General features: G+C 29.1%; 16 protein-coding genes. All 16 read left to right on the top strand.

The genetic code is table 11. The annotated features are described in order from the left end of the window. Positions 1–20 precede the first annotated feature (20 nt). Positions 21–239 carry a ferrous iron transport protein A gene (locus HW276_RS10470; protein ID WP_018498226.1) on the top strand — a complete coding sequence of 73 codons (219 nt, stop codon included), beginning with the start codon at positions 21–23 and terminating at the stop codon, positions 237–239. Further along, positions 236–2,431, top strand: a complete 2,196-nt coding sequence (feoB, locus tag HW276_RS10465) for a ferrous iron transport protein B (protein WP_178938392.1) — start codon at positions 236–238, stop codon at positions 2,429–2,431. Before HW276_RS10470 ends, feoB begins: the two co-directional genes overlap by 4 nt. Before the next feature lie 34 nt (positions 2,432–2,465). Further along, positions 2,466–2,636 carry a FeoB-associated Cys-rich membrane protein gene (locus HW276_RS10460; RefSeq protein WP_018498224.1) on the top strand — a complete coding sequence of 57 codons (171 nt, stop codon included), beginning with the start codon at positions 2,466–2,468 and terminating at the stop codon, positions 2,634–2,636. 656 nt (positions 2,637–3,292) lie between these two features. After that, entirely contained in the window at positions 3,293–4,699 is a 1,407-nt protein-coding gene (locus tag HW276_RS10455; protein ID WP_178938391.1) for a nucleotidyltransferase family protein, read from the top strand. 181 nt (positions 4,700–4,880) lie between these two features. After that, a complete protein-coding gene (locus tag HW276_RS10450; RefSeq protein WP_178938390.1) occupies positions 4,881–5,840 on the top strand; it encodes an alpha/beta hydrolase in 960 nt (319 codons plus the stop codon). A gap of 32 nt (positions 5,841–5,872) precedes the next feature. After that, positions 5,873–7,201, top strand: a complete 1,329-nt coding sequence (locus HW276_RS10445) for an MFS transporter (RefSeq protein WP_178938389.1) — start codon at positions 5,873–5,875, stop codon at positions 7,199–7,201. Between the two features lie 118 nt (positions 7,202–7,319). Continuing rightward, complete coding sequence (locus HW276_RS10440) at positions 7,320–8,138, top strand: transketolase (protein WP_147004373.1); 819 nt, start codon at positions 7,320–7,322, stop codon at positions 8,136–8,138. A gap of 175 nt (positions 8,139–8,313) precedes the next feature. Further along, the gene (locus HW276_RS10435; protein ID WP_178938388.1) at positions 8,314–9,240 is read left to right on the top strand and encodes a transketolase family protein; all 927 of its coding nucleotides are present in this window, start codon (positions 8,314–8,316) and stop codon (positions 9,238–9,240) included. A 436-nt stretch (positions 9,241–9,676) separates the two neighbouring features. After that, positions 9,677–11,002 (top strand): ribosome biogenesis GTPase Der, encoded by a 1,326-nt coding sequence (gene der, locus HW276_RS10430; RefSeq protein ID WP_147004371.1) that lies wholly within the window; start codon positions 9,677–9,679, stop codon positions 11,000–11,002. A 76-nt stretch (positions 11,003–11,078) separates the two neighbouring features. Next, a complete protein-coding gene (locus HW276_RS10425; RefSeq protein WP_178938387.1) occupies positions 11,079–12,299 on the top strand; it encodes an AI-2E family transporter in 1,221 nt (406 codons plus the stop codon). A 19-nt stretch (positions 12,300–12,318) separates the two neighbouring features. Beyond that, positions 12,319–12,804 carry a MarR family winged helix-turn-helix transcriptional regulator gene (locus tag HW276_RS10420; protein WP_060917641.1) on the top strand — a complete coding sequence of 162 codons (486 nt, stop codon included), beginning with the start codon at positions 12,319–12,321 and terminating at the stop codon, positions 12,802–12,804. Between the two features lie 205 nt (positions 12,805–13,009). Continuing rightward, a complete protein-coding gene (gene tpiA, locus HW276_RS10415; protein ID WP_147004368.1) occupies positions 13,010–13,777 on the top strand; it encodes a triose-phosphate isomerase in 768 nt (255 codons plus the stop codon). A gap of 66 nt (positions 13,778–13,843) precedes the next feature. Next, complete coding sequence (gene secG, locus HW276_RS10410) at positions 13,844–14,050, top strand: preprotein translocase subunit SecG (RefSeq protein WP_006804864.1); 207 nt, start codon at positions 13,844–13,846, stop codon at positions 14,048–14,050. 254 nt (positions 14,051–14,304) lie between these two features. After that, the gene (locus HW276_RS10405) at positions 14,305–14,487 is read left to right on the top strand and encodes a type II toxin-antitoxin system HicA family toxin (protein WP_178938386.1); all 183 of its coding nucleotides are present in this window, start codon (positions 14,305–14,307) and stop codon (positions 14,485–14,487) included. Between the two features lie 357 nt (positions 14,488–14,844). Further along, the gene (locus HW276_RS10400; RefSeq protein ID WP_146959604.1) at positions 14,845–15,261 is read left to right on the top strand and encodes a type II toxin-antitoxin system HicB family antitoxin; all 417 of its coding nucleotides are present in this window, start codon (positions 14,845–14,847) and stop codon (positions 15,259–15,261) included. 29 nt (positions 15,262–15,290) lie between these two features. Next, entirely contained in the window at positions 15,291–18,794 is a 3,504-nt protein-coding gene (cas13a, locus tag HW276_RS10395) for a type VI-A CRISPR-associated RNA-guided ribonuclease Cas13a (RefSeq protein ID WP_178938385.1), read from the top strand. The last annotated feature ends 463 nt before the right edge of the window (positions 18,795–19,257 follow it).

The following is a 19,257-nucleotide window of genomic DNA, read 5'->3' as shown; positions in this document are numbered from 1 at the left end:
ATGGGAGGAGATGATCTGACATGACGTTAGTAGAAGGAAAAGTCGGAGACAAGTTTTTGTTAAAGGACATCGATCAAAAAAAATTAGACACACGGTTGTTAAGTTTAGGAGTTTGTAGAGGAGATGCATGCACAATTGAAAATATTGCAAATGGAAATGTCCTTATAAAGACAGTTGAAACTAAAATTGTCATTAGTACAAATTTAGCAAATCACATTCAAATTGAGGTGGTAAAATGATAAATGTGGCATTTGTCGGAAATCCTAATGTTGGGAAAACCGCTTTAATTAATCAAATTTCACATGCAAGTTTAAAAATGGGGAACTGGCCAGGGGTAACAATTGAAAAAAAAGAAGTATTTTTTAAGGTCGGAGATGAAGATGTAAAATTAATTGATTTGCCAGGAATTTACAATTTATCAATGAGTACGGCAGAAGAAAGAGTTTCACGAGATTTTTTGCTGGATGAAAAAGTTGATGTGATAATTAATGTACTAGATTCGACATCGCTTGAAAAAAATATTTATTTGACTGCTTTATTAAAGGAACTTGATATTCCAGTTGTGATGGCACTTAACTTTGAGGATGAATTTAAAAGAATTGGCTATCAATTGGATATAGAAAAATTTGAAAAGCAATTGGGAGTTCCAGTTATTTTCACAAGTGGAAGATCTGGAGCTGGAGTAGACAAGCTTATGGAAAAAGCTGTAGAACTTTACAAAAAAAATTCTTCAGATAAAAAAATACAGCATAGATTGCCATTTGAAAAGGAAATCGAAGATAATATTAAAAGTTTGAAGGATAAATTGGAAAATGATAAATCTTATGAAAAAGTTTTAGAAAAATATCCAGTAGAATGGCTGGCAATTAAAATTTTGGAAGATGATACCAATGTAGCGGCAAGAGTAAAAACTGAATTTGGAGTAAGTGTTTCAAATATCGGAGAAACTGAAAAGAAAAATATCGAAAATCGTTACGGAATCGAACCTCAAGATGCTTTGGCAAGAGAGAGATATGGAATCGTTCGTGGAATTATCTCGATGAACCTAAAAAGAGGTACTGGAGATAAATTTGCATTAACTGATAAAATTGACAAAGTTCTTTTGAATAAGTTTTTTGGTGGAATAGCATTTCTTGCTATAATTTATGCTGTTTTCGTAATCGTATTTGATGGAAGTTCGCCGTTTATCGACTGGATTGATGGGTTCTTTAGTGACTTTGTCATAAAATATGTGGGTCACGCCATCGAAGGAGTGCCAGATTGGTTAAGCAGCTTTATACTTGATGGAATTTTAGCTGGTGTAGGTTCAGTATTGACATTCGTTCCACTTATGTTCTTTATTTACTTCTTCATGGCAATCCTTGAAGAAAGCGGATATATGGCTCGTGTTGCATTTATTTTAAATAAAATGATGACAAAAGTTGGACTTTCAGGAAAAGCATTCATCCCAATGCTAATCGGATTTGGATGTACAGTTCCAGCAATTTATTCAACAAGAACATTGGAAGATGAAAAAACAAGAAGATTGACAGGGGTTATCGCAACATTCATGTCATGTGGAGCAAGACTGCCAGTTTATTCATTGCTTGCAGCAGCGTTTTTCAGCAAGAATGCAGCGTTAGTTGTAGTTTCAATCTATGTTTTTGGTGTATTTATGGCCCTTTTAGTAGCTTTTATATTAAAAAGATTTAAATACTTTAAAGGAAACAACACAGAGTTACTTATAGAATTACCGCCATATAGACTTCCAGGTGCAAAAGCTGTCTGGAGCAATATGAGATCAAGAACTTTTTCTTACATAAAAAAAGCAACTACAATAGTTTTAGGAATCCTGTTAATTATCTGGTTCTTCCAATATTTCCCAAATAAAGGAGATGCTGAAAGTTCATATATAGGTCAAGCAGCAAAAGTTGTTCAGCCTGTATTCAAGCCAACTGGTTTTGGCGATAGATGGGAACCTGTAGCTTCTATTGTGCCAAGTATCATTGCAAAAGAAACAGTAGTTGGATTTTTAGGACAAATTTTATTATCTCAAGGAGATGATGAGAAAAAAGAATATAATTTTGTATCAGATTTAAAAGATCAAGTAGTTGGATTGGGAGGAGCAGCAGTAGAGTCAGTAAAATCATTAGGACATATTGCAACCTTCAAAATTACGACATTGGAAATGAAAAGTCAGGAGGAGCTTGACCAAGATGCAGGTGGAAACATCATTCCAGCAATTAGAAGCTTGTGGAATGACAAATATGGTCAACTAAGAGCATACTCATTTATGCTGTATGTCCTTTTGGTAGTGCCATGTGCCGTAGCAATGGGAGCTTTAAAACAAGAATTTGGATGGAAATTATTAGCATTTCAAGTGTCAATGCTGTTAATTCTGCCTTACGTAGTATCAACCTTATTCTTCAATATCGCAAGGCTATTTATATAGATATGAAATAAAATTTTGAAAGGAAGTGCAGAAAATGATAATAAAAACAGTTATCATCGCTATAATTGCAGCTGCAATCGTATTTGCAGTATTTAGAAAAATATACAAGGACTACAAAAAAAATAAAAATCTTTGTGGAACAGACTGCTGTCATTGTTCAACTGGTTCAACTTGCAGTCCACATAAAGAAAATCATGCTAAGTAGTAAAAAAATTCAAAAAATTTTATAATTTTTTTCAAGCCCCAGTAATATTTAGTCGTATGACTCTAGTATTTATGGGGCTTAATTGATTTTCATTATTTTTATTCTACAAACAAAAAACAAAGAAAATAAAAAATTTATTATAAGAATATTCCTGTATAATAATACTTGACCAATAGAAAAAGTGAAAACTTTTTTCTTCAAAACTCCTTTTTAAATACGTCATCACAAGGGTGGCGTATTTTTTTTACATATCTATCATGAAACCAAATAATACAGTATTTTGAGATAATTTTTCTTATGAGAGTTAATAAGTACTAATTTTTATTATTCTAAATTTTGTAAAAATAATCATTATCCTACGTTATATGGCATTCACGATGACCTATATAGTCTTATTATGAACAGTTTTAAACGTTAAAAAGAGCATTATCTTGAATAAAATTTTTCATTACAAGATTATTTGTTTTGCTCCTGTTTAGCTGCCTGAAATTTCGGTGACAAGCAGCGTTATCAGTAAAAAATTTAAATGAGTTTGTTTTGTCTTGCTTTGTGATTTAAATAAGAAATTTTTTAAAGAAATTAAAAAAACTTATAAAAATTATTTGGATATATGATATAATATGTGTAACAATAAGAAAAGTTTTTAGGAGAAAAAATTGTTAAAAATAGGAATTGTTGCTGAATATAATCCATTTCACAATGGTCATTTGTATCAAATCAGGAAAATTAGGGAAATATTTGGTAAAGATGTCTTTATTGCTGTTGTAGGAAGTGGGGATTTTGTTCAGCGGGGAGAAATTTCGTTTTTGGATAAATGGGAAAAAACGCAGGTTAATTTAGAGTGTGGTGTTAATTTAGTTGCAGAACTTCCACTTTACTATTCGATTCAAAATGCTGAGATTTTTTCAAAGATGGCGACACGAATTTTGGATTATTTGGGAATGGATATTCAGGTTTTTGGAGCAGAGGAGGAAAATATTGAGGTTTTGCAAAAGGTGCTTGATTTGCAGAAAAGGCAGGATTACAAGGACAAACTTATGGGATATATGAAAAAAGGCAATAGTTACAGCACTTCTCAAAGATTGGCATTGAAGGAATATGAACTGGATGGAATTGTGAAATCGAATAATATTTTGGCTTTGGAATATATGCGTGAGATTGAGAAAAGTAATCTTGGAATAAAGCCGTTTATTGTAAAAAGGGAAATTTCAGAATATAATGAAGAAAAAGTTGAAAAAGAGAGGGAGGAGTTTGCCAGTGCTTCGTTTTTGCGGAATGAACTGGAAAAAATTTTGGAAGAATTTTGTGGCGATAAAAATTTAAAATCAAAAAAACTTATTTTGGAAAAGCTGAAAAAAATTCAGAAATTTGTGCCAGAAAAATCTTTTGAAATAATTCTTGAAAATTTAGAATTTAAAATAAAAAATGGAATTAATTTTCAAAAACTAAAGGAAGAAATCTTTAAAATCGTAAAATATAAGATTTTGACTGAAAAAAAAGAAAAAATAATGGAAATTTATGACATTAATTGTGAAATTTATGCTAGAATATATAAGGGAGCGGAAATTTCAAAAAATTATAGGGAATTTTTGGAAAATACGAAGTCAAGAAACTTATCAAACAGGCGTGTGGAGCGGATTATTTTAAATATTTTGTTAAACATAAAGGCTGGAATGATGGATTTTGAGATAAATTATGTCAGAATTTTGGGATTTGATAAAAAGGGACAGGAATATTTGAAAAAAATTCGAGAAAATAATAATTTTGAAGATATTGAGGGGAAAAATGGTTTTGAGAAAAAAAATATTTTTGTAAATTGGAAGGATATAGAAAAATTTGGAAAGTTTTTTGAAAATAATGGAAATATGGCAAATTCAAAAAATTTAAAAAATTTAAAAAATTCAGAAAATAAAAATATATCAAAAAAAGAAAATATAAAAAATTTTAAAATTCAAGAAAATTTTTTTAAAAAAATAAAAATTGAAAAAAATGGATTTTTGTTAAAAGAATTATTTTTGGGGAAAAAAGAAAAATTGAATCCAATTGTTTATTTAAATAATTAAAATTAAAATATAGGCAATTGTAAAAGTAAAATTTTTAAAAATTAAGCAACAATAATATTTATAACAGTAAAGGGTCAAGATTCCCTGTTAAAAATTAATAAAAAAGTGAAAAAATATTGTTTGATGAGATTTTATAAACTTTTATAAATGTCTAAAAATTAAAGCAGAATGGGAGTGAATTATGGGAACGGAGTTGTTAATAGCAGTTAATGTGCTGTTTATGATATTTTTCTTTGTGATTGCGTATTTGTCAATAAGGTATTTTATTAATCAAATTGAGAAGTATCCGAGAATTACATTTGAAGAGGTGTATAATAGTAAAAAGTTAAGACAGAAGTATAATATTGAGAATAATAAGGCAAATCCTTATGATTATGGTTACAATTTTAAGGAAATTGAGTATAAATCGGGGAAAATTCAGCTTTATGGATGGCTTATTGAAAATAAGGATGCTACGAAGACTATGATTATTTCTCATGGACGTGGTGTGAATAGACTGGCGGCATTGCAGTATTTGGGTATGTTTAAGGACATTGGGCTTGATAAGGAGTATAATTTTTTTATTCCAGATTTGAGAAATTCCGGGAAGTCTGATGTGGCTAGAACTAAGATGGGATATTGCTTTGGGCAGGATATTTTTCATACGATGGAAATGTTAAAAGAAAGATTTGGAAAGAATAATTTTACGTTGTATGGGTTTTCACAAGGGGGAATGGGATCTGCCATTGCTTCTAAAATGTATGTAAAGGTACTCAGAAAAAAAGGGATAGTTATTGAGAAATTAATATTGGACAGTTCAATTTCAAATATAAGAAAGAGAATTAAGGAAGATGCAAGAAAACGTCGTGTTCCAAAATTTATTGTAAGTGTTATTGTAAGAATTTTTAATTTAAGAGTTGGAAGTCATCTTGATAAATTGAGATTGTCGTATTTGCTAAAAAGAATACCTACATTGATAATTCAGTCTAAAAATGACAAGGCTACAACTTATGGAATGCTTATGGAAGAGTATAACGAGCTTGCACAGAATGAAAATATCAAGCTAAAAGTTTTTGAAAAAGGTTCGCACACAAGAATTTATGCAGATCCTGAGTGTAAAGATGAATATGCCAAGGCAGTAAAGGAATTTTTGGTAAATTAATATAAATTAAAAGTAGAAAGGTAAAAAAATTAATGAATTCAAGATTAACGAAGAAAAGTTATATAATTTACGGGCTTGGTGTTTCATATTTTATGATTGACCAGATCTATAATCAATGGCTGTCGTATTATTATTTACCGCCTGAAACGGAAAAAAACCTAGTTCCGTTGTTAAAGCCGCAATATTTGGTTTTGGCCTTTATTTTTGCGAGGATGATTGATGCAATCTCAGATCCTGTAGTAGGATTTTTATCTGATAATTCCAAATCTCGTTTTGGAAAAAGGTCAATATTTATGCTAATTGGAGGATTGCCGCTTGGGATTCTTACGATTATGTATTTTTATCCAGTTAAAAGTTCACAGCTGGCGACACTTATTTATTTGTCAATCGTTGGAGGGCTGTATTTTACAGCTTATACTCTAGTTGCAGCCCCGTATAACGCTTTAATTCCAGACTTGGCTTCAAATAAGGAGGAGAGGCTTAATCTTTCCACAATGCAATCGACTTTTAGGCTTATATTTACTGGAATTGCGATGGTATTGCCAGGTATTTTGATTTCAAAATTAGGTATGGTAAATGGAGTGCTGAATACAGAAGTTGGAATACGTAAAACAGTAATTTTAATTACAATATTGTCAGTTTTGGGGATTTATGCGTGCATATTTTTTCTAAAGGAGAAACAGCTTACACAAAATCGTCCTAAGACTGAATCGCTAGGGTTTATGAAATCAATTTCACATTTGAAGGATAAGGAAATTATTTTGTACTTTTTAGGATATTTCTTTTTCTTTTGCGGGTTTAACATACTTCGTGGGGATTTAACATATTATTTGAGCACTGTAATGCAAAAGGACATTAAGTATTTGACTGTAATATCGGTTGTGCTGTTTGGGATGGCTGGGCTGTTTTTTCCGATTACGAATAAGTTTGGGAAAAAATATTCATATAAGAAAATATTGATTGTGGATATGCTGCTTTTAATAGCTGGAACTTTTGGGCTGCTGTTTATTAATAAAAATAATTCAATTTTTGCTTATGTATTTTTTGTAATTTGTGGAGCAGGATTAAGTGGTGCGGCATTTATTTTTCCGCAGGCAATGCTTAGTGAAATTTCGGCAAAATTGTCTGAAATTAAAAAAATTAGTCTGGAAGGATTTATGTTTGGAATACAGGGAATGTTTTTAAAATTGGCATTTCTAGTTCAGCAGGTTGTTCAGTCAACTTTGCTAGTTGCTGGAAATCAAAATGTTCAAAATGGTGTAAAGGGTGCAACTGAACTGGGAGTTAAGGTAACGCTTGTTGTGGCATTGGCATTGTTTGGTGTTTCTTTGTTTTTTTATAATTTGAAAAAGGAAGATTAGAATAAGAAATATTGAAAATTACGATAGTAGAAGTTCTTTTAAAAATCGAGTTTATGGTTGTTTTAATAATAAAATCAAAAAATTAATAATCAATATAAATATGATAACGGAGGTTTTTATGAAAATTGAAGATTTGCAAAAAAAGTCAAAAACATTGAGAAAAGACATTATTGAAATGATTTATGGGGCAAAGTCAGGGCATCCAGGTGGTTCGCTTTCAATTGCCGATATTTTGGCTGTGCTTTACTGGAAGGAAATGAATGTTGACCCAGAAAATCCAGAAATGGAAAACCGTGACAGGCTTGTGCTTAGTAAAGGGCATGCAGCTCCTGCACTTTATGCGGCTTTAATTGAAAAGGGATTTTTAGGAAAAGAAGGAAGAGATCTTATTCCAACATTGAGAAAATGGCATTCTCCGCTTCAAGGACATCCTGATATGAAAAAATTGGCTGGAGTTGAAATGTCAACTGGTTCACTTGGGCAAGGGCTTTCTGCTGCAAATGGAATGGCTTTGAGTGCAAAAATTTATAAAAATGACTATAGAGTTTATGCGATTTTGGGAGATGGAGAATTACAGGAAGGACAAGTTTGGGAAGCTGTAATGACGGCTGCGCATTATAAACTTGATAATTTAGTTGCGATAGTTGATTATAATAATTTGCAAATTGACGGAAAAGTTTCGGATGTAATGGATGTTGCTCCAGTCGGAGAAAAATTTAAGGCATTTAACTGGAATGTAATTGAAATTGACGGACATAATTATGAAGAAATCATAAATGCCCTTGATACAGCGAGAACAGTTAAAGGTCAGCCGACAGTTATCGTTGCAAATACTGTAAAAGGTAAAGGCGTTTCATTTATGGAAAATAATGCAGGATTTCACGGAGCTGCTCCGAATGAGGAAGAATATAAAAAAGCGATGGAAGAATTAAGCTGAAAGACTGGTGCTGAAGGAAATTAAAATTTAAGGTTTGTAATAAAGAATATGAATATTTAAAGTTATAATTTTTTTGATTCAATATGTGAATATAAAAATTTAAAGTATTGCGTTAATCGGATCTTATAAACTTTAAAAATAACCGACCAAAATAAAAAAATAGGAGAATATGAGAATGGAAAAAAAATCAACTAGAGTAGCTTACGGGGAAACATTGGTTAAATTGGGGAAAATAAATAAAGATGTAGTGGTTCTGGAAGCTGATTTGTCAAAATCGACAATGACTGCATATTTTCAAAAGGAATTTCCAGAAAGACATATAAACGTTGGAATTGCTGAAGCTGATATGATTGCAACTGCAGCGGGAATCGCAACAACTGGAAAAATACCGTTTGCTTCGACATTTGCACATTTTGCGGCAGGACGTGCCTTTGATCAAATCAGAAATTCGGTTGCATATCCACATTTAAATGTAAAAATCTGTCCAACTCATGCAGGAGTTTCGCTAGGAGAAGATGGAGGTTCGCACCAATCAGTTGAAGATGTGGCTTTAATGCGTGCAATTCCAGGAATGGTTGTATTATCGCCAGCAGATGCGGTTGAAACAGAAAAAATGATTTTTGCAGTCGCTGAATATGAAGGGCCTGTCTATGTAAGACTTGGAAGATTGAATATTCCAGTATTATTCGATGAAGATTATACATTTGAAATAGGAAAAGCCGTAACTTTGACGCAAGGTGATGATGTAGCAATATTAGCGACAGGACTTATGGTTTCAGAGGCTTTAAAAGCTGAAAAACTATTGGAAGAAAAAGGAATAAAAGCAAGAGTAATCAATGTTTCAACAATAAAGCCACTAGATACAGAAACTGTTTTAAAAGCTGCGAAAGAATGTAAATTTATTGTAACAAGTGAAGAACATTCGGTAATTGGAGGATTGGGAAGCGCAGTTTCAGAATATTTATCTGAAGTTCATCCTGCAAAAGTGATAAAACATGGAATACAAGATATTTTTGGACAAAGTGCAGATGGAGAAACTATGCTTACAAATTATGGATTAAGAGCTGAAAATATCGTAGAATTAGTTTTAAAAAATATGTAATTTTTAGAAATTATTTTTGTGTTTTGATTAAATAATACTTTATGCTATTTCCCATTTAAATAACGGATTAATTATGAATTTTTTATAAGAGGGCAAGCCTTTTTGCCAGTAATATAAAATATAATTTCTGTTTTTTAAATGGGATTTAGTATTATAATCAATGTTTTATTTATTCTTTTTCTAAAGACTTTTTCAATATCTTTTCCACTTCTTTAGTTAATTTTAGCAATTCCTATTTATTTTATAGATATATTTTTGTAATATTATAAAAAAAGACTAATAAAAATGTAAAAAATATGATAAAATATATTGTATATTCAAATTTAATTTGAAATATAAATGAATTTGTTTGAAATTGAACTGATTTAATGCGATTTTTGTTTAAATAATATATTTTTTTATTATAAAATTATAAAAATAAAAAATGGAGGGAAAAATGAAACATACGGTAGCAATTGTTGGTAGGCCCAATGTGGGGAAATCAACGTTATTTAATAAATTAGTGGGGGACAGGCTGTCAATTGTGAAGGATGAGCCTGGAGTTACTAGAGATAGGCTGTATCGTGAGATGGAATGGAGCGGGAAAGAATTTATACTGGTGGATACTGGTGGGCTTGAGCCACGAACTGAGGATTTTATGATGGGGAAAATTAAGCAGCAGGCACAAGTAGCAATTGATGAAGCGGATGTAATTATATTTTTAGTTGATGGGAAGGCTGGGATTACTGGACTTGATGAAGATGTGGCAACTGTACTTAGAAAGCAGGATAAAAAAGTTGTTGTAGCTGTAAATAAAATTGATAATTATATGCGTGATCAGGAAAATATTTTTGAGTTCTATGGACTTGGATTTGAGGAAGTCATTGGAATTTCCGGAGAGCATAAGACAAACTTGGGAGATTTGCTGGATGCTGTAATTGAAAAATTTGAGGATAAAAAGATAAAGCAAACTGAAGATGGACTTAGTATTGCTATTTTGGGAAGACCGAATGCCGGGAAATCTTCGCTTGTAAATAAACTTTTGAATGAAGAGCGTTCTATTGTAAGTGATATTGCAGGGACAACAAGGGATACGATTGATTCCAGCTTGAAATATGATGGAGAAACTTATACTTTAATTGATACAGCGGGAATCCGTAGAAAGTCAAAAGTGGAAGATGATATTGAGTATTACAGTGTATTACGTGCAATGAAATCTATAAAAAGGGCGGATGTATGTGTGCTTATGCTGGATGCGACAGAACTTTTGACAGATCAGGATAAGAGAATCGCTGGAATGATTTATGAGGAGAGAAAGCCGATTATTATTGCCATAAATAAATGGGATTTAATTGAAAAGGATAATAATAGCGTAAAGGAATTTACTGAGCTTGTGAAGGCTGATCTGGCATTCTTGGATTATGCGCCGATTGTTACAATTTCGGCATTGACTGGAAAAAGAACTTTGAATATTTTGGAGCAGGCTAGGTTTATTAATGAGGAATATCATAAAAAGATAACTACTGGTCTTTTGAATCAGATTTTGTCAGAAATAATAGCACAAAATCCAGTTCCTACGAGAAAAGGGCGAGCAGTAAAAATAAATTATGCAACGCAAGTAAGCCAAGCACCGCCAAAATTTGTATTCTTTGCAAACAATCCAGAATTGATACACTTTTCATACCAAAGATATATTGAAAATAAATTGAGGGAATATTTTGGATTTGAAGGATGTCCAATTGATATTGTATTTAATAAAAAAAGTGAAAAGTCTTTTGGATAAGTTTATAAATTTAGAATTACTGTTTAATAAAAATTTTCTATATTTTAGAAACTGGTATTATAGAAAGGAAAAGTGAATGAAATTTTACAATGAGGAAAAGCTGTTAAAATTAAGAAATATTTTAATTGTAACGGTATTGGCACTTTTAGCACTTTTGTTATTTTTTAGAGTTTACGATAATTTCGCAAAACAGATAAAGCTTGTTACAAGCACGATTTTTCCGTTTATTTTGTCATTTATTATTGTATATTGCCTTATGCCTTTTATTGACATGATAAGTGAAAAGGACAAAAATGACAGTTTTTTAAAAAATAGTAAACTTGATGAGCTGGAAAAAGTGGAAAAGATGAATATAAGCGATTCAGAAAAAAGAAAAAAAATAGAGTTGTTTAATGAGATTTCACAGAGTAAGAAGAAAAAAAGAATTAAATTAAATCGTACATTTGCAATTTTACTTGTACTGACTATATTTTTTGTGATTTTTCTTTACATTGTTTTAACAATTGTGCCGATATTTACAAAGCAGGTATCGAGTCTTATTGATTTCTTGCTAAAAAATCAGGAAAAGCTTCAAAATAATTTTTTTGGATTTCTTAAAAGTAATAATATTGACCTTAAAAGTTCTCTGATGAGTTCTAAGGATATAATTGTATCCAATGTCATAAAAGTATTAAGTTCAAGTTTTTCGCTGATAAGCAGCACATTCAGCCTGCTGTTTATGACTCCTATTTTTACAATAATGCTTATTTTCAGTTATGATAACATGGAAAATGGAGTTAAGAGAGCATTGCAGAATATGGATAGGGAAGACTTGATTGTTCTTATAAAAAATATGGATGAAACAATTGGGAAATATATTCTTGTAACAGCACTTGACAGTATGATAGTTGGAGTTGTATCATTTATAATATTTTATTTTTTGAAAATGGATTACAGTATGCTTTTTTCAGTAATTATAGGTTTTGGGAATGTGATTCCGTTTATTGGTCCGTTTATTGGACTGATTCCGGCTATACTTTATGCTTTTACAAAATCATTTAAATTAGTGATTTTTATTGTAGTGCTAATTACGATTGTACAAACAATAGAAGCAAATATTGTAAAACCGTGGCTTACTGGAAAATCTGTAGAAATGCATCCAATTACGACGCTTCTGGTAGTTCTTATTGGAGGAGCTTTATTTGGAATTGGAGGAGCATTTATTGCAATTCCTGCATATATCATTATTAAATTAACTTTCCTGTTTTTTTGGGAAAAATATACTGTAGATAATAAATTAAATAAAAATAGAAAATGAGAAAAGGGAGTGAAAATTTATGGATAATAAAGGAAAAATGGAAATTCAAAAATGTATTTATTTTTCAATTTCAAAGATGTTTAGAATAGTTAATAAAATAGCGGAAGAATCATTTGAAAAGATAGATATTTATCCAACGCACGGATTTTTGATGATTATATTGAAGGAAGAAGAAAATGGGCTTACAGTAAATCAAATATCTGAAACATTGGCAATAGCTCCATCGACAGTTACACGCTTTGTGGATAAATTAATTTCCAAAGGATATGTGAAAAGGGAAAAGTCTGGAAAAAATTCAATTACGAAAATAACTGAAGAAGGTCTGAAAATAATACCTGACATTTACAAATCGTGGGATGGAATTTCAGAAAAAATAGAAGAAGTTGTAGGAAATGAAGAGTACTTGAGAAAAACTGGCGAAGATTTTAAGGAATTTGCAGATATTCTTGGAAAAGATAAAAAATATGATCAAATAAGTGAAGATTTTGATTTTTGGATTATATAAATTAATTTAAACTCTGTTTAAAGATAGAAGTTATATTTTATATTATTTGCTATTAAGAGTTTTTGGATTCTTGTAAGCCTGCTATTTAAATGGGAAATAGTATAAAATATTCAAGAAAAAAATTCGATGTATCAGCATTGATAAAAAAGGTAATATATGGTAAAATAAAAGAAAATGTATTAAATAAATAATGGAGGAAAAAACTATGAGAAAAGTAATAGTAGCTGGAAACTGGAAAATGAACAAAACTGCGAAAGAAGCAGCAAAATTCTTTAATGAATTGAAACCTTTAGTAGCAGATGTTAAAAATGCAGGAATTATAATTGGAGCACCTTTTACTGCATTGGAAACAGCAACTAGAGAAACTGCAGGAAGCAACATTAAAATTGCCGCTGAAAATATGAACGCTAAAGAAAGTGGAGCATATACTGGAGAAGTTTCACCATTAATGTTAAAAGATTTAGGTGTGGAATATGTAATTTTAGGACATTCTGAAAGAAGAGAATATTACCATGAAAATGATGAAATTATCAATGAAAAAGTAAAATCAGCATTAGCTCATGACTTAAAACCAATTTTATGTATTGGAGAAAAATTAGAACAAAGAGAAGCTGGAACAACTAACGACGTTGTAAAAACTCAAATTGTTGGTGGATTAAAAGACGTTACAGCTGAACAAATGGCAAATGTTGTACTTGCTTATGAACCAGTATGGGCAATTGGAACAGGTAAAACTGCAACTCCAGATCAAGCTCAAGAAGTTCATGCATTCATCAGAGGATTATTGACTGACTTATACGGAAAAGAAGTTGCAGAAAATGTAACAGTTCAATACGGTGGTTCAATGAACGATGGAAATGCAGCTGACTTAATTGCACAAACAGACATTGACGGTGGATTAGTAGGAGGAGCAAGTTTAATTCCTGAAAAATTCGCTGTAATAATAAAAGCTGGAGATGCAGCAGCTAAATAATTGTTTTGAAAATAAAAAATAATTAGCTATTCTCTTGTTTTTTAGATTATAGGAGGAACTAATAAAGTGTTAGAAAATTTATTAATTATAGCTTTAGTAATTTTATCAATCATCATGATAAGCGTAATTTTACTACAGCCAGACAGAAGCCAAGGTTTAGCAAAAAGTTCTGCAAATATCTTGGATGAAGAAAAAGAAGGAATTGAAAAATTTACAGAAATAGTTGCAACATTATTTCTAGTCGTTGCAATTTTATTCCAAATTGTAAGATAAATAATTTTGAATAGAAATTTTAAAAAGTAAGTTTTTTTGATTTTTTGTAAAGATATTAGAATCACAGTTAAGAATATTGGCTGTGATTTTTTCTAAAAAATTTTTTTAAAACTATTGACAATGTACTGTATACGTGTTATAATAGATTTGTAAGTTGAAAATGACTATTTGTAAAACTTTTCAACTATTCCTAATTTTCAGATACTTTCTATTAGAAGTTATGATTAACATTATTTTAGAAGGGAATGATATTTATGTCATATAAAAAAATCGAAAAAAGATTTAGAAAATTAGGCGGAAAAGTTGTGCGTATAAGAGGTAGTCATTATCAATGGAAAATTCCAGGTGTAAAAGGTGTTGTAACAGTACAATACTCAAAAGATATACCTATCGGAACAGTAAAAAATATTGAAAGACAAGTTGGGATTAAATTCTAGTCCCTTCTTGCTTTCACTAAAAATTATTATCCCATAATTTGGATGGGATTTAGAGCACCCCAAAAATGAAGGGGACTAAAACCCAAATATCTGCCGTGCCCTTCAATGATTGGATTTAGAGCACCCCAAAAGTAAGGAAAATTTGTAATTAGGTAAGAAATATTAAAAAAATTGATTTTAAAAAAATAAAGAAATTAAATGAAAAATTGTCCAAGTAAAAAAGAATTACTAACAATGAATGATTAAAAAATAGAAAAATTTAAAATAATTATTTTGATTTAGCAGAAATGCTAAAAAATTTTACAAACAATTTTATACACGTGTTCAACACGTAAAAAAAGATAGGAGATAATGAAAATGGATGTATTTTATCCAGCAGTGGTAACTAAGGAAGATGGGACTTATTATGGTTGTATTGTTGATTTTGATAAGTTTGAAGATGGAGAGATAAATTATTATGCTACATTTGGAAATAGCATGGAGGAGGCTGTTTCCAATTTGAGAGAGACATTAGGTCTGCATTTGGCTGATTTTTTGGATGTAAGAAAAAAATTTCCTGAGCCTTCAAAAGTGGAGGATGTGAAACTGAAAGAAAATCAGTATTTGTATATTTTATCTGTTGATCCAGTGTATGAAGTGGCAAAAGTTACAAATGCGCTTAAAAAGAAAACTTTAACAATTCCTGTTTGGCTAGATATATTGGCACAGGAAAAAAATCTGAATTTTTCACAAATTTTACAAAAAGCATTGAAAAAAGAATTAGGTATTGAGTAAAAAATACAGATATTAGGAGGTTTTTATATATGAAAGTTACAAAAGTTGGAGGAATTTCACATAAAAAATATACTAGTGAAGGAAGGCTTGTAAAAAGCGAAAGTGAAGAAAATAGGACTGATGAGAGATTATCTGCACTTTTAAATATGAGACTAGATATGTATATAAAAAATCCTAGCAATACAGAAACAAAAGAAAATAAAAAAAGAATAGGAAAACTGAAAAAATTCTTTTCAAATAAAATGGTGTATTTAAAAGACAATACCTTAAGCTTAAAGAATGGAAAAAAGGAAAATATTGACAGGGAATATTCTGAAACAGATATTTCGGAATATGATGTAAGAGATAGCAAAAATTTTGCAGTTTTAAAAAAAATATATTTAAATGAAAATGTAAATTCAGAAGAATTGGAAGTATTTAGAAAAGACATTAAGAAAAAATTGAATAAAATAAATTCTTTAAAATATTCATTTGAAAAAAATAAGGCTAATTACCAGAAAATTAATGAAAATAATATTGAAAAAGTTGAAGGAAAGAGCAAAAGAAATATTATTTATGATTATTACAGAGAATCAGCAAAACGTGATGCTTATGTGAGTAATGTAAAAGAAGCCTTTGATAAATTATATAAAGAAGAGGATATTGCCAAGTTAGTTTTAAAAATAGAAAATTTAACAAAGCTTGAAAAATCTAAGATAAGAGAATTTTATCATGAAATAATTGGAAGAAAAAATGATAAAGAAAATTTTGCTAAAATTATTTATGAAGAAATACAAAATGTAAATAATATGAAAGAATTAATTGAAAAAGTTCCAGATATGAGTGAATTAAAAAAATCACAAGTGTTTTATAAATATTATTTGGATAAAGAAGAACTTAATGATGAAAATGTAAAATATGTTTTTTGTCATTTTGTAGAAATTGAAATGAGTAAACTTCTGAAAAATTATGTGTATAAAAAACCAAGTAATATAAGCAATGATAAAGTGAAAAGAATATTTGAATATCAAAGTTTAAAAAAATTAATAGAAAATAAATTACTAAATAAATTGGATACTTATGTAAGAAATTGCGGGAAATATAATTATTATTTACAAGATGGAGAAATTGCAACAAGTGATTTTATTGCTAGGAATAGACAAAATGAAGCATTTTTACGAAATATAATTGGAGTTTCTTCGGTTGCATATTTTTCATTGAGAAATATTCTTGAAACTGAAAATAAAGATGATATTACAGGAAAAATGAGAGGAAAGACTAGAATAGAGAGTAAAACTGGGGAAGAAAAATACATTCCTGGAGAAGTTGATCAAATATATTATGAAAATAAGCAAAATGAAGTAAAAAATAAATTAAAAATGTTTTATGGCTATGATTTTGATATGGATAATAAAAAAGAAATTGAAGATTTTTTTGCAAATATTGATGAAGCCATTAGCAGTATTAGACATGGAATTGTTCACTTTAATTTGGATTTGGATGGGAAAGATATATTTGCATTTAAAAATATCGTTCCTTCTGAAATTTCAAAAAAAATGTTTCAAAATGAAATAAATGAGAAAAAATTGAAATTGAAGATATTTAGGCAGTTGAATAGTGCGAATGTATTTAGATACTTGGAAAAAGATAGAATATTGGATTATTTAAGAAGTACACGATTTGAATTTGTCAATAAAAATATTCCATTTGTCCCATCATTTACAAAATTATATGATAGAATAGATGACTTGAAAATTAGTTTGAATATTTACTGGAAAACTCCAAAAACTAACGATGATATCAAAACTAAAGAAATTACAGATGCTCAAATATATCTTTTAAAAAATATTTATTATGGAAAATTTTTAGATTATTTTATGAGCAGGAACGGAAACTTCTTTGAAATAAGCAGAGAAGTAATTAAATTAAATAAAAATAATAAAAAAAATGTAAAAACTGGATTTTATAAACTGCAAAAATTTGAAAATCTTGAGGCAAGAAGTCCTAAAGAATATCTTGCAAAGGTACAAAGCCTTTATATAATTAATGTTGCAAATCAGGATGAAGAAGAAAAAAATACATACATTGACTTTATTCAAAAAGTATTTTTAAAAGGATTTATAACTTATTTAGCAAATAACAGAAGATTAAGCCTTATGTATATTGGAAGTGATGAAGAAGTAAATAATTCTTTGGCTGAAAAAAAACAGGAGTTTGATAAATTTTGGAGAAAATACGAAGAAAATAATGATATTGAGATTCCTGATGAAATAAATGAGTTTTTAAAGGAAATAAAATTAGGGAAAATATTGAAAAACAGTGCAAAATTAAATATATTTTATTTGATTTTGAAATTGCTTAATAATAAGGAATTTACTAATTTGAAGGGAAATCTTGAAAAATATCATAGTGCAAACGAAGTTAATATTTTTTCAGATGAGCTTGAACTTATAAATTTTTTAAATTTAGACAATAATAAAGTAAAAGAAGATTTTGAATTTGAAGCAGATGAAATTGGAAAATTTTTAAATTTTAATGGCAATAAAATAAAAAATAGAGAAGAATTAAAGAAATTTGATACAACTAAAATGTATTTTTATAAAGAAAATATTATAAAATACAGAGCTTATTATAATATAAAAAAATATGGAATGTTAAATCTACTTGAAAAAATAGCGGATAAGGCAGGATATAAAATAAGTATAGAAGAATTGAAAAAATACAGTAATAAAAAAAATGAAATAGAAAAAAATCATAAAATGCAGGAAAATTTACATAGAAAATATGCAAGACCTAGAAAAGATGAAAAATTTACTGATGAAGATTATGAAAGCTATAAACAGGCAATTAAAAATATAGAAGAATATACTCATTTGAAAAATAAAGTAGAATTTAATGAGTTAAATTTGTTACAAGGTCTACTATTAAGAATACTTCATAGACTTGTGGGGTATACTTCGATTTGGGAAAGAGATTTGAGATTTAGATTAAAAGGGGAATTTCCAGAAAATCAGTATATAGAAGAAATATTTAATTTTGAGAATAAAAAGAATATGAAATACAAAAGCGGACAAATTGTTGAAAAATATATAAAATTTTATAAGGAATTACATCAAAATGATGAAGTGAAAATAAATAAATATTCCAGTGCAAATATAAAAGTGTTAAAACAAGAGAAAAAAGATTTGTATATACGAAATTATATTGCACATTTTAACTATATTCCGCATGCCGAAATTTCACTTTTAGAAGTGCTGGAAAATTTAAGAAAATTACTATCTTATGATAGAAAACTTAAAAATGCAGTTATGAAATCAGTAGTGGATATATTGAAGGAATACGGTTTTGTGGTGAAATTTAAGATAGGAGCAGATAAGAAAATAGAAATTCAAAGTTTAAAATCAGAAGAAATTGTACATTTGAAAAAACTGAAACTAAAAGATAATGATAAAAAGAAAGAACCGATAAAAACCTATAGAAATTCAAAGGAATTGTGTAAACTTGTGAAAGTTATGTTTGAATATAAAATGGAAGAAAAAAGTTCTGAAAAATAAGAAATATGAAGTGATTTGATTAAGAAAATGAAAATCTTATCTGGCGAAATAACTATCGGAGAAAAAATTATAAGAAAAGAAACAAAAATTTTAGAATATTAGTTTGCATTATGAGAAAAATGTGGTAAAATAAGACAAAGGGATAATCTAAATCAGTAAAAAAACAATAAATAATCAAATATTAAAATAAAAAGTAACATATTATCCCATATTGGATGGGATTTAGACCACCCCAAAAATGAAGGGGACTAAAACAATATTTATTAAAAATGATGGAAGTACTTTATGATTTAGACCACCCCAAAAATGAAGGGGACTAAAACATATATATAAGTTCCCCAAATTAACATCATCAAAGATTTAGAATATTTCTAAGATTGTTTTTTAGTATTAACAAAACAATAAGAGCGATAAGGCTCTTTTTTATTTATTTAGAAATTGGAAAAAATATCAAAAAAAATTT

It is taken from the genome of Leptotrichia sp. oral taxon 417, from assembly GCF_013394865.1.
GTDB classification, from domain to species: Bacteria; Fusobacteriota; Fusobacteriia; order Fusobacteriales; family Leptotrichiaceae; genus Leptotrichia; species Leptotrichia wadei_A.
This window is presented reverse-complemented; position numbering and strand designations above follow the sequence as displayed.

Bases quoted from the DNA above. Each gene is read 5' to 3' on its own strand.
- HW276_RS10425 (WP_178938387.1), top strand. From the start codon at position 11,079: ATGAAATTTTACAATGAGGAAAAGCTGTTAAAATTAAGAAATATTTTA.
- HW276_RS10445 (WP_178938389.1), top strand. From the start codon at position 5,873: ATGAATTCAAGATTAACGAAGAAAAGTTATATAATTTACGGGCTTGGT.
- HW276_RS10405 (WP_178938386.1), top strand. From the start codon at position 14,305: ATGTCATATAAAAAAATCGAAAAAAGATTTAGAAAATTAGGCGGAAAA.
- HW276_RS10400 (WP_146959604.1), top strand. From the start codon at position 14,845: ATGGATGTATTTTATCCAGCAGTGGTAACTAAGGAAGATGGGACTTAT.
- cas13a (WP_178938385.1), top strand. From the start codon at position 15,291: ATGAAAGTTACAAAAGTTGGAGGAATTTCACATAAAAAATATACTAGT.
- HW276_RS10440 (WP_147004373.1), top strand. From the start codon at position 7,320: ATGAAAATTGAAGATTTGCAAAAAAAGTCAAAAACATTGAGAAAAGAC.
- HW276_RS10450 (WP_178938390.1), top strand. From the start codon at position 4,881: ATGGGAACGGAGTTGTTAATAGCAGTTAATGTGCTGTTTATGATATTT.
- tpiA (WP_147004368.1), top strand. From the start codon at position 13,010: ATGAGAAAAGTAATAGTAGCTGGAAACTGGAAAATGAACAAAACTGCG.
- HW276_RS10435 (WP_178938388.1), top strand. From the start codon at position 8,314: ATGGAAAAAAAATCAACTAGAGTAGCTTACGGGGAAACATTGGTTAAA.
- der (WP_147004371.1), top strand. From the start codon at position 9,677: ATGAAACATACGGTAGCAATTGTTGGTAGGCCCAATGTGGGGAAATCA.
- feoB (WP_178938392.1), top strand. From the start codon at position 236: ATGATAAATGTGGCATTTGTCGGAAATCCTAATGTTGGGAAAACCGCT.
- HW276_RS10420 (WP_060917641.1), top strand. From the start codon at position 12,319: ATGGATAATAAAGGAAAAATGGAAATTCAAAAATGTATTTATTTTTCA.
- HW276_RS10470 (WP_018498226.1), top strand. From the start codon at position 21: ATGACGTTAGTAGAAGGAAAAGTCGGAGACAAGTTTTTGTTAAAGGAC.
- HW276_RS10460 (WP_018498224.1), top strand. From the start codon at position 2,466: ATGATAATAAAAACAGTTATCATCGCTATAATTGCAGCTGCAATCGTA.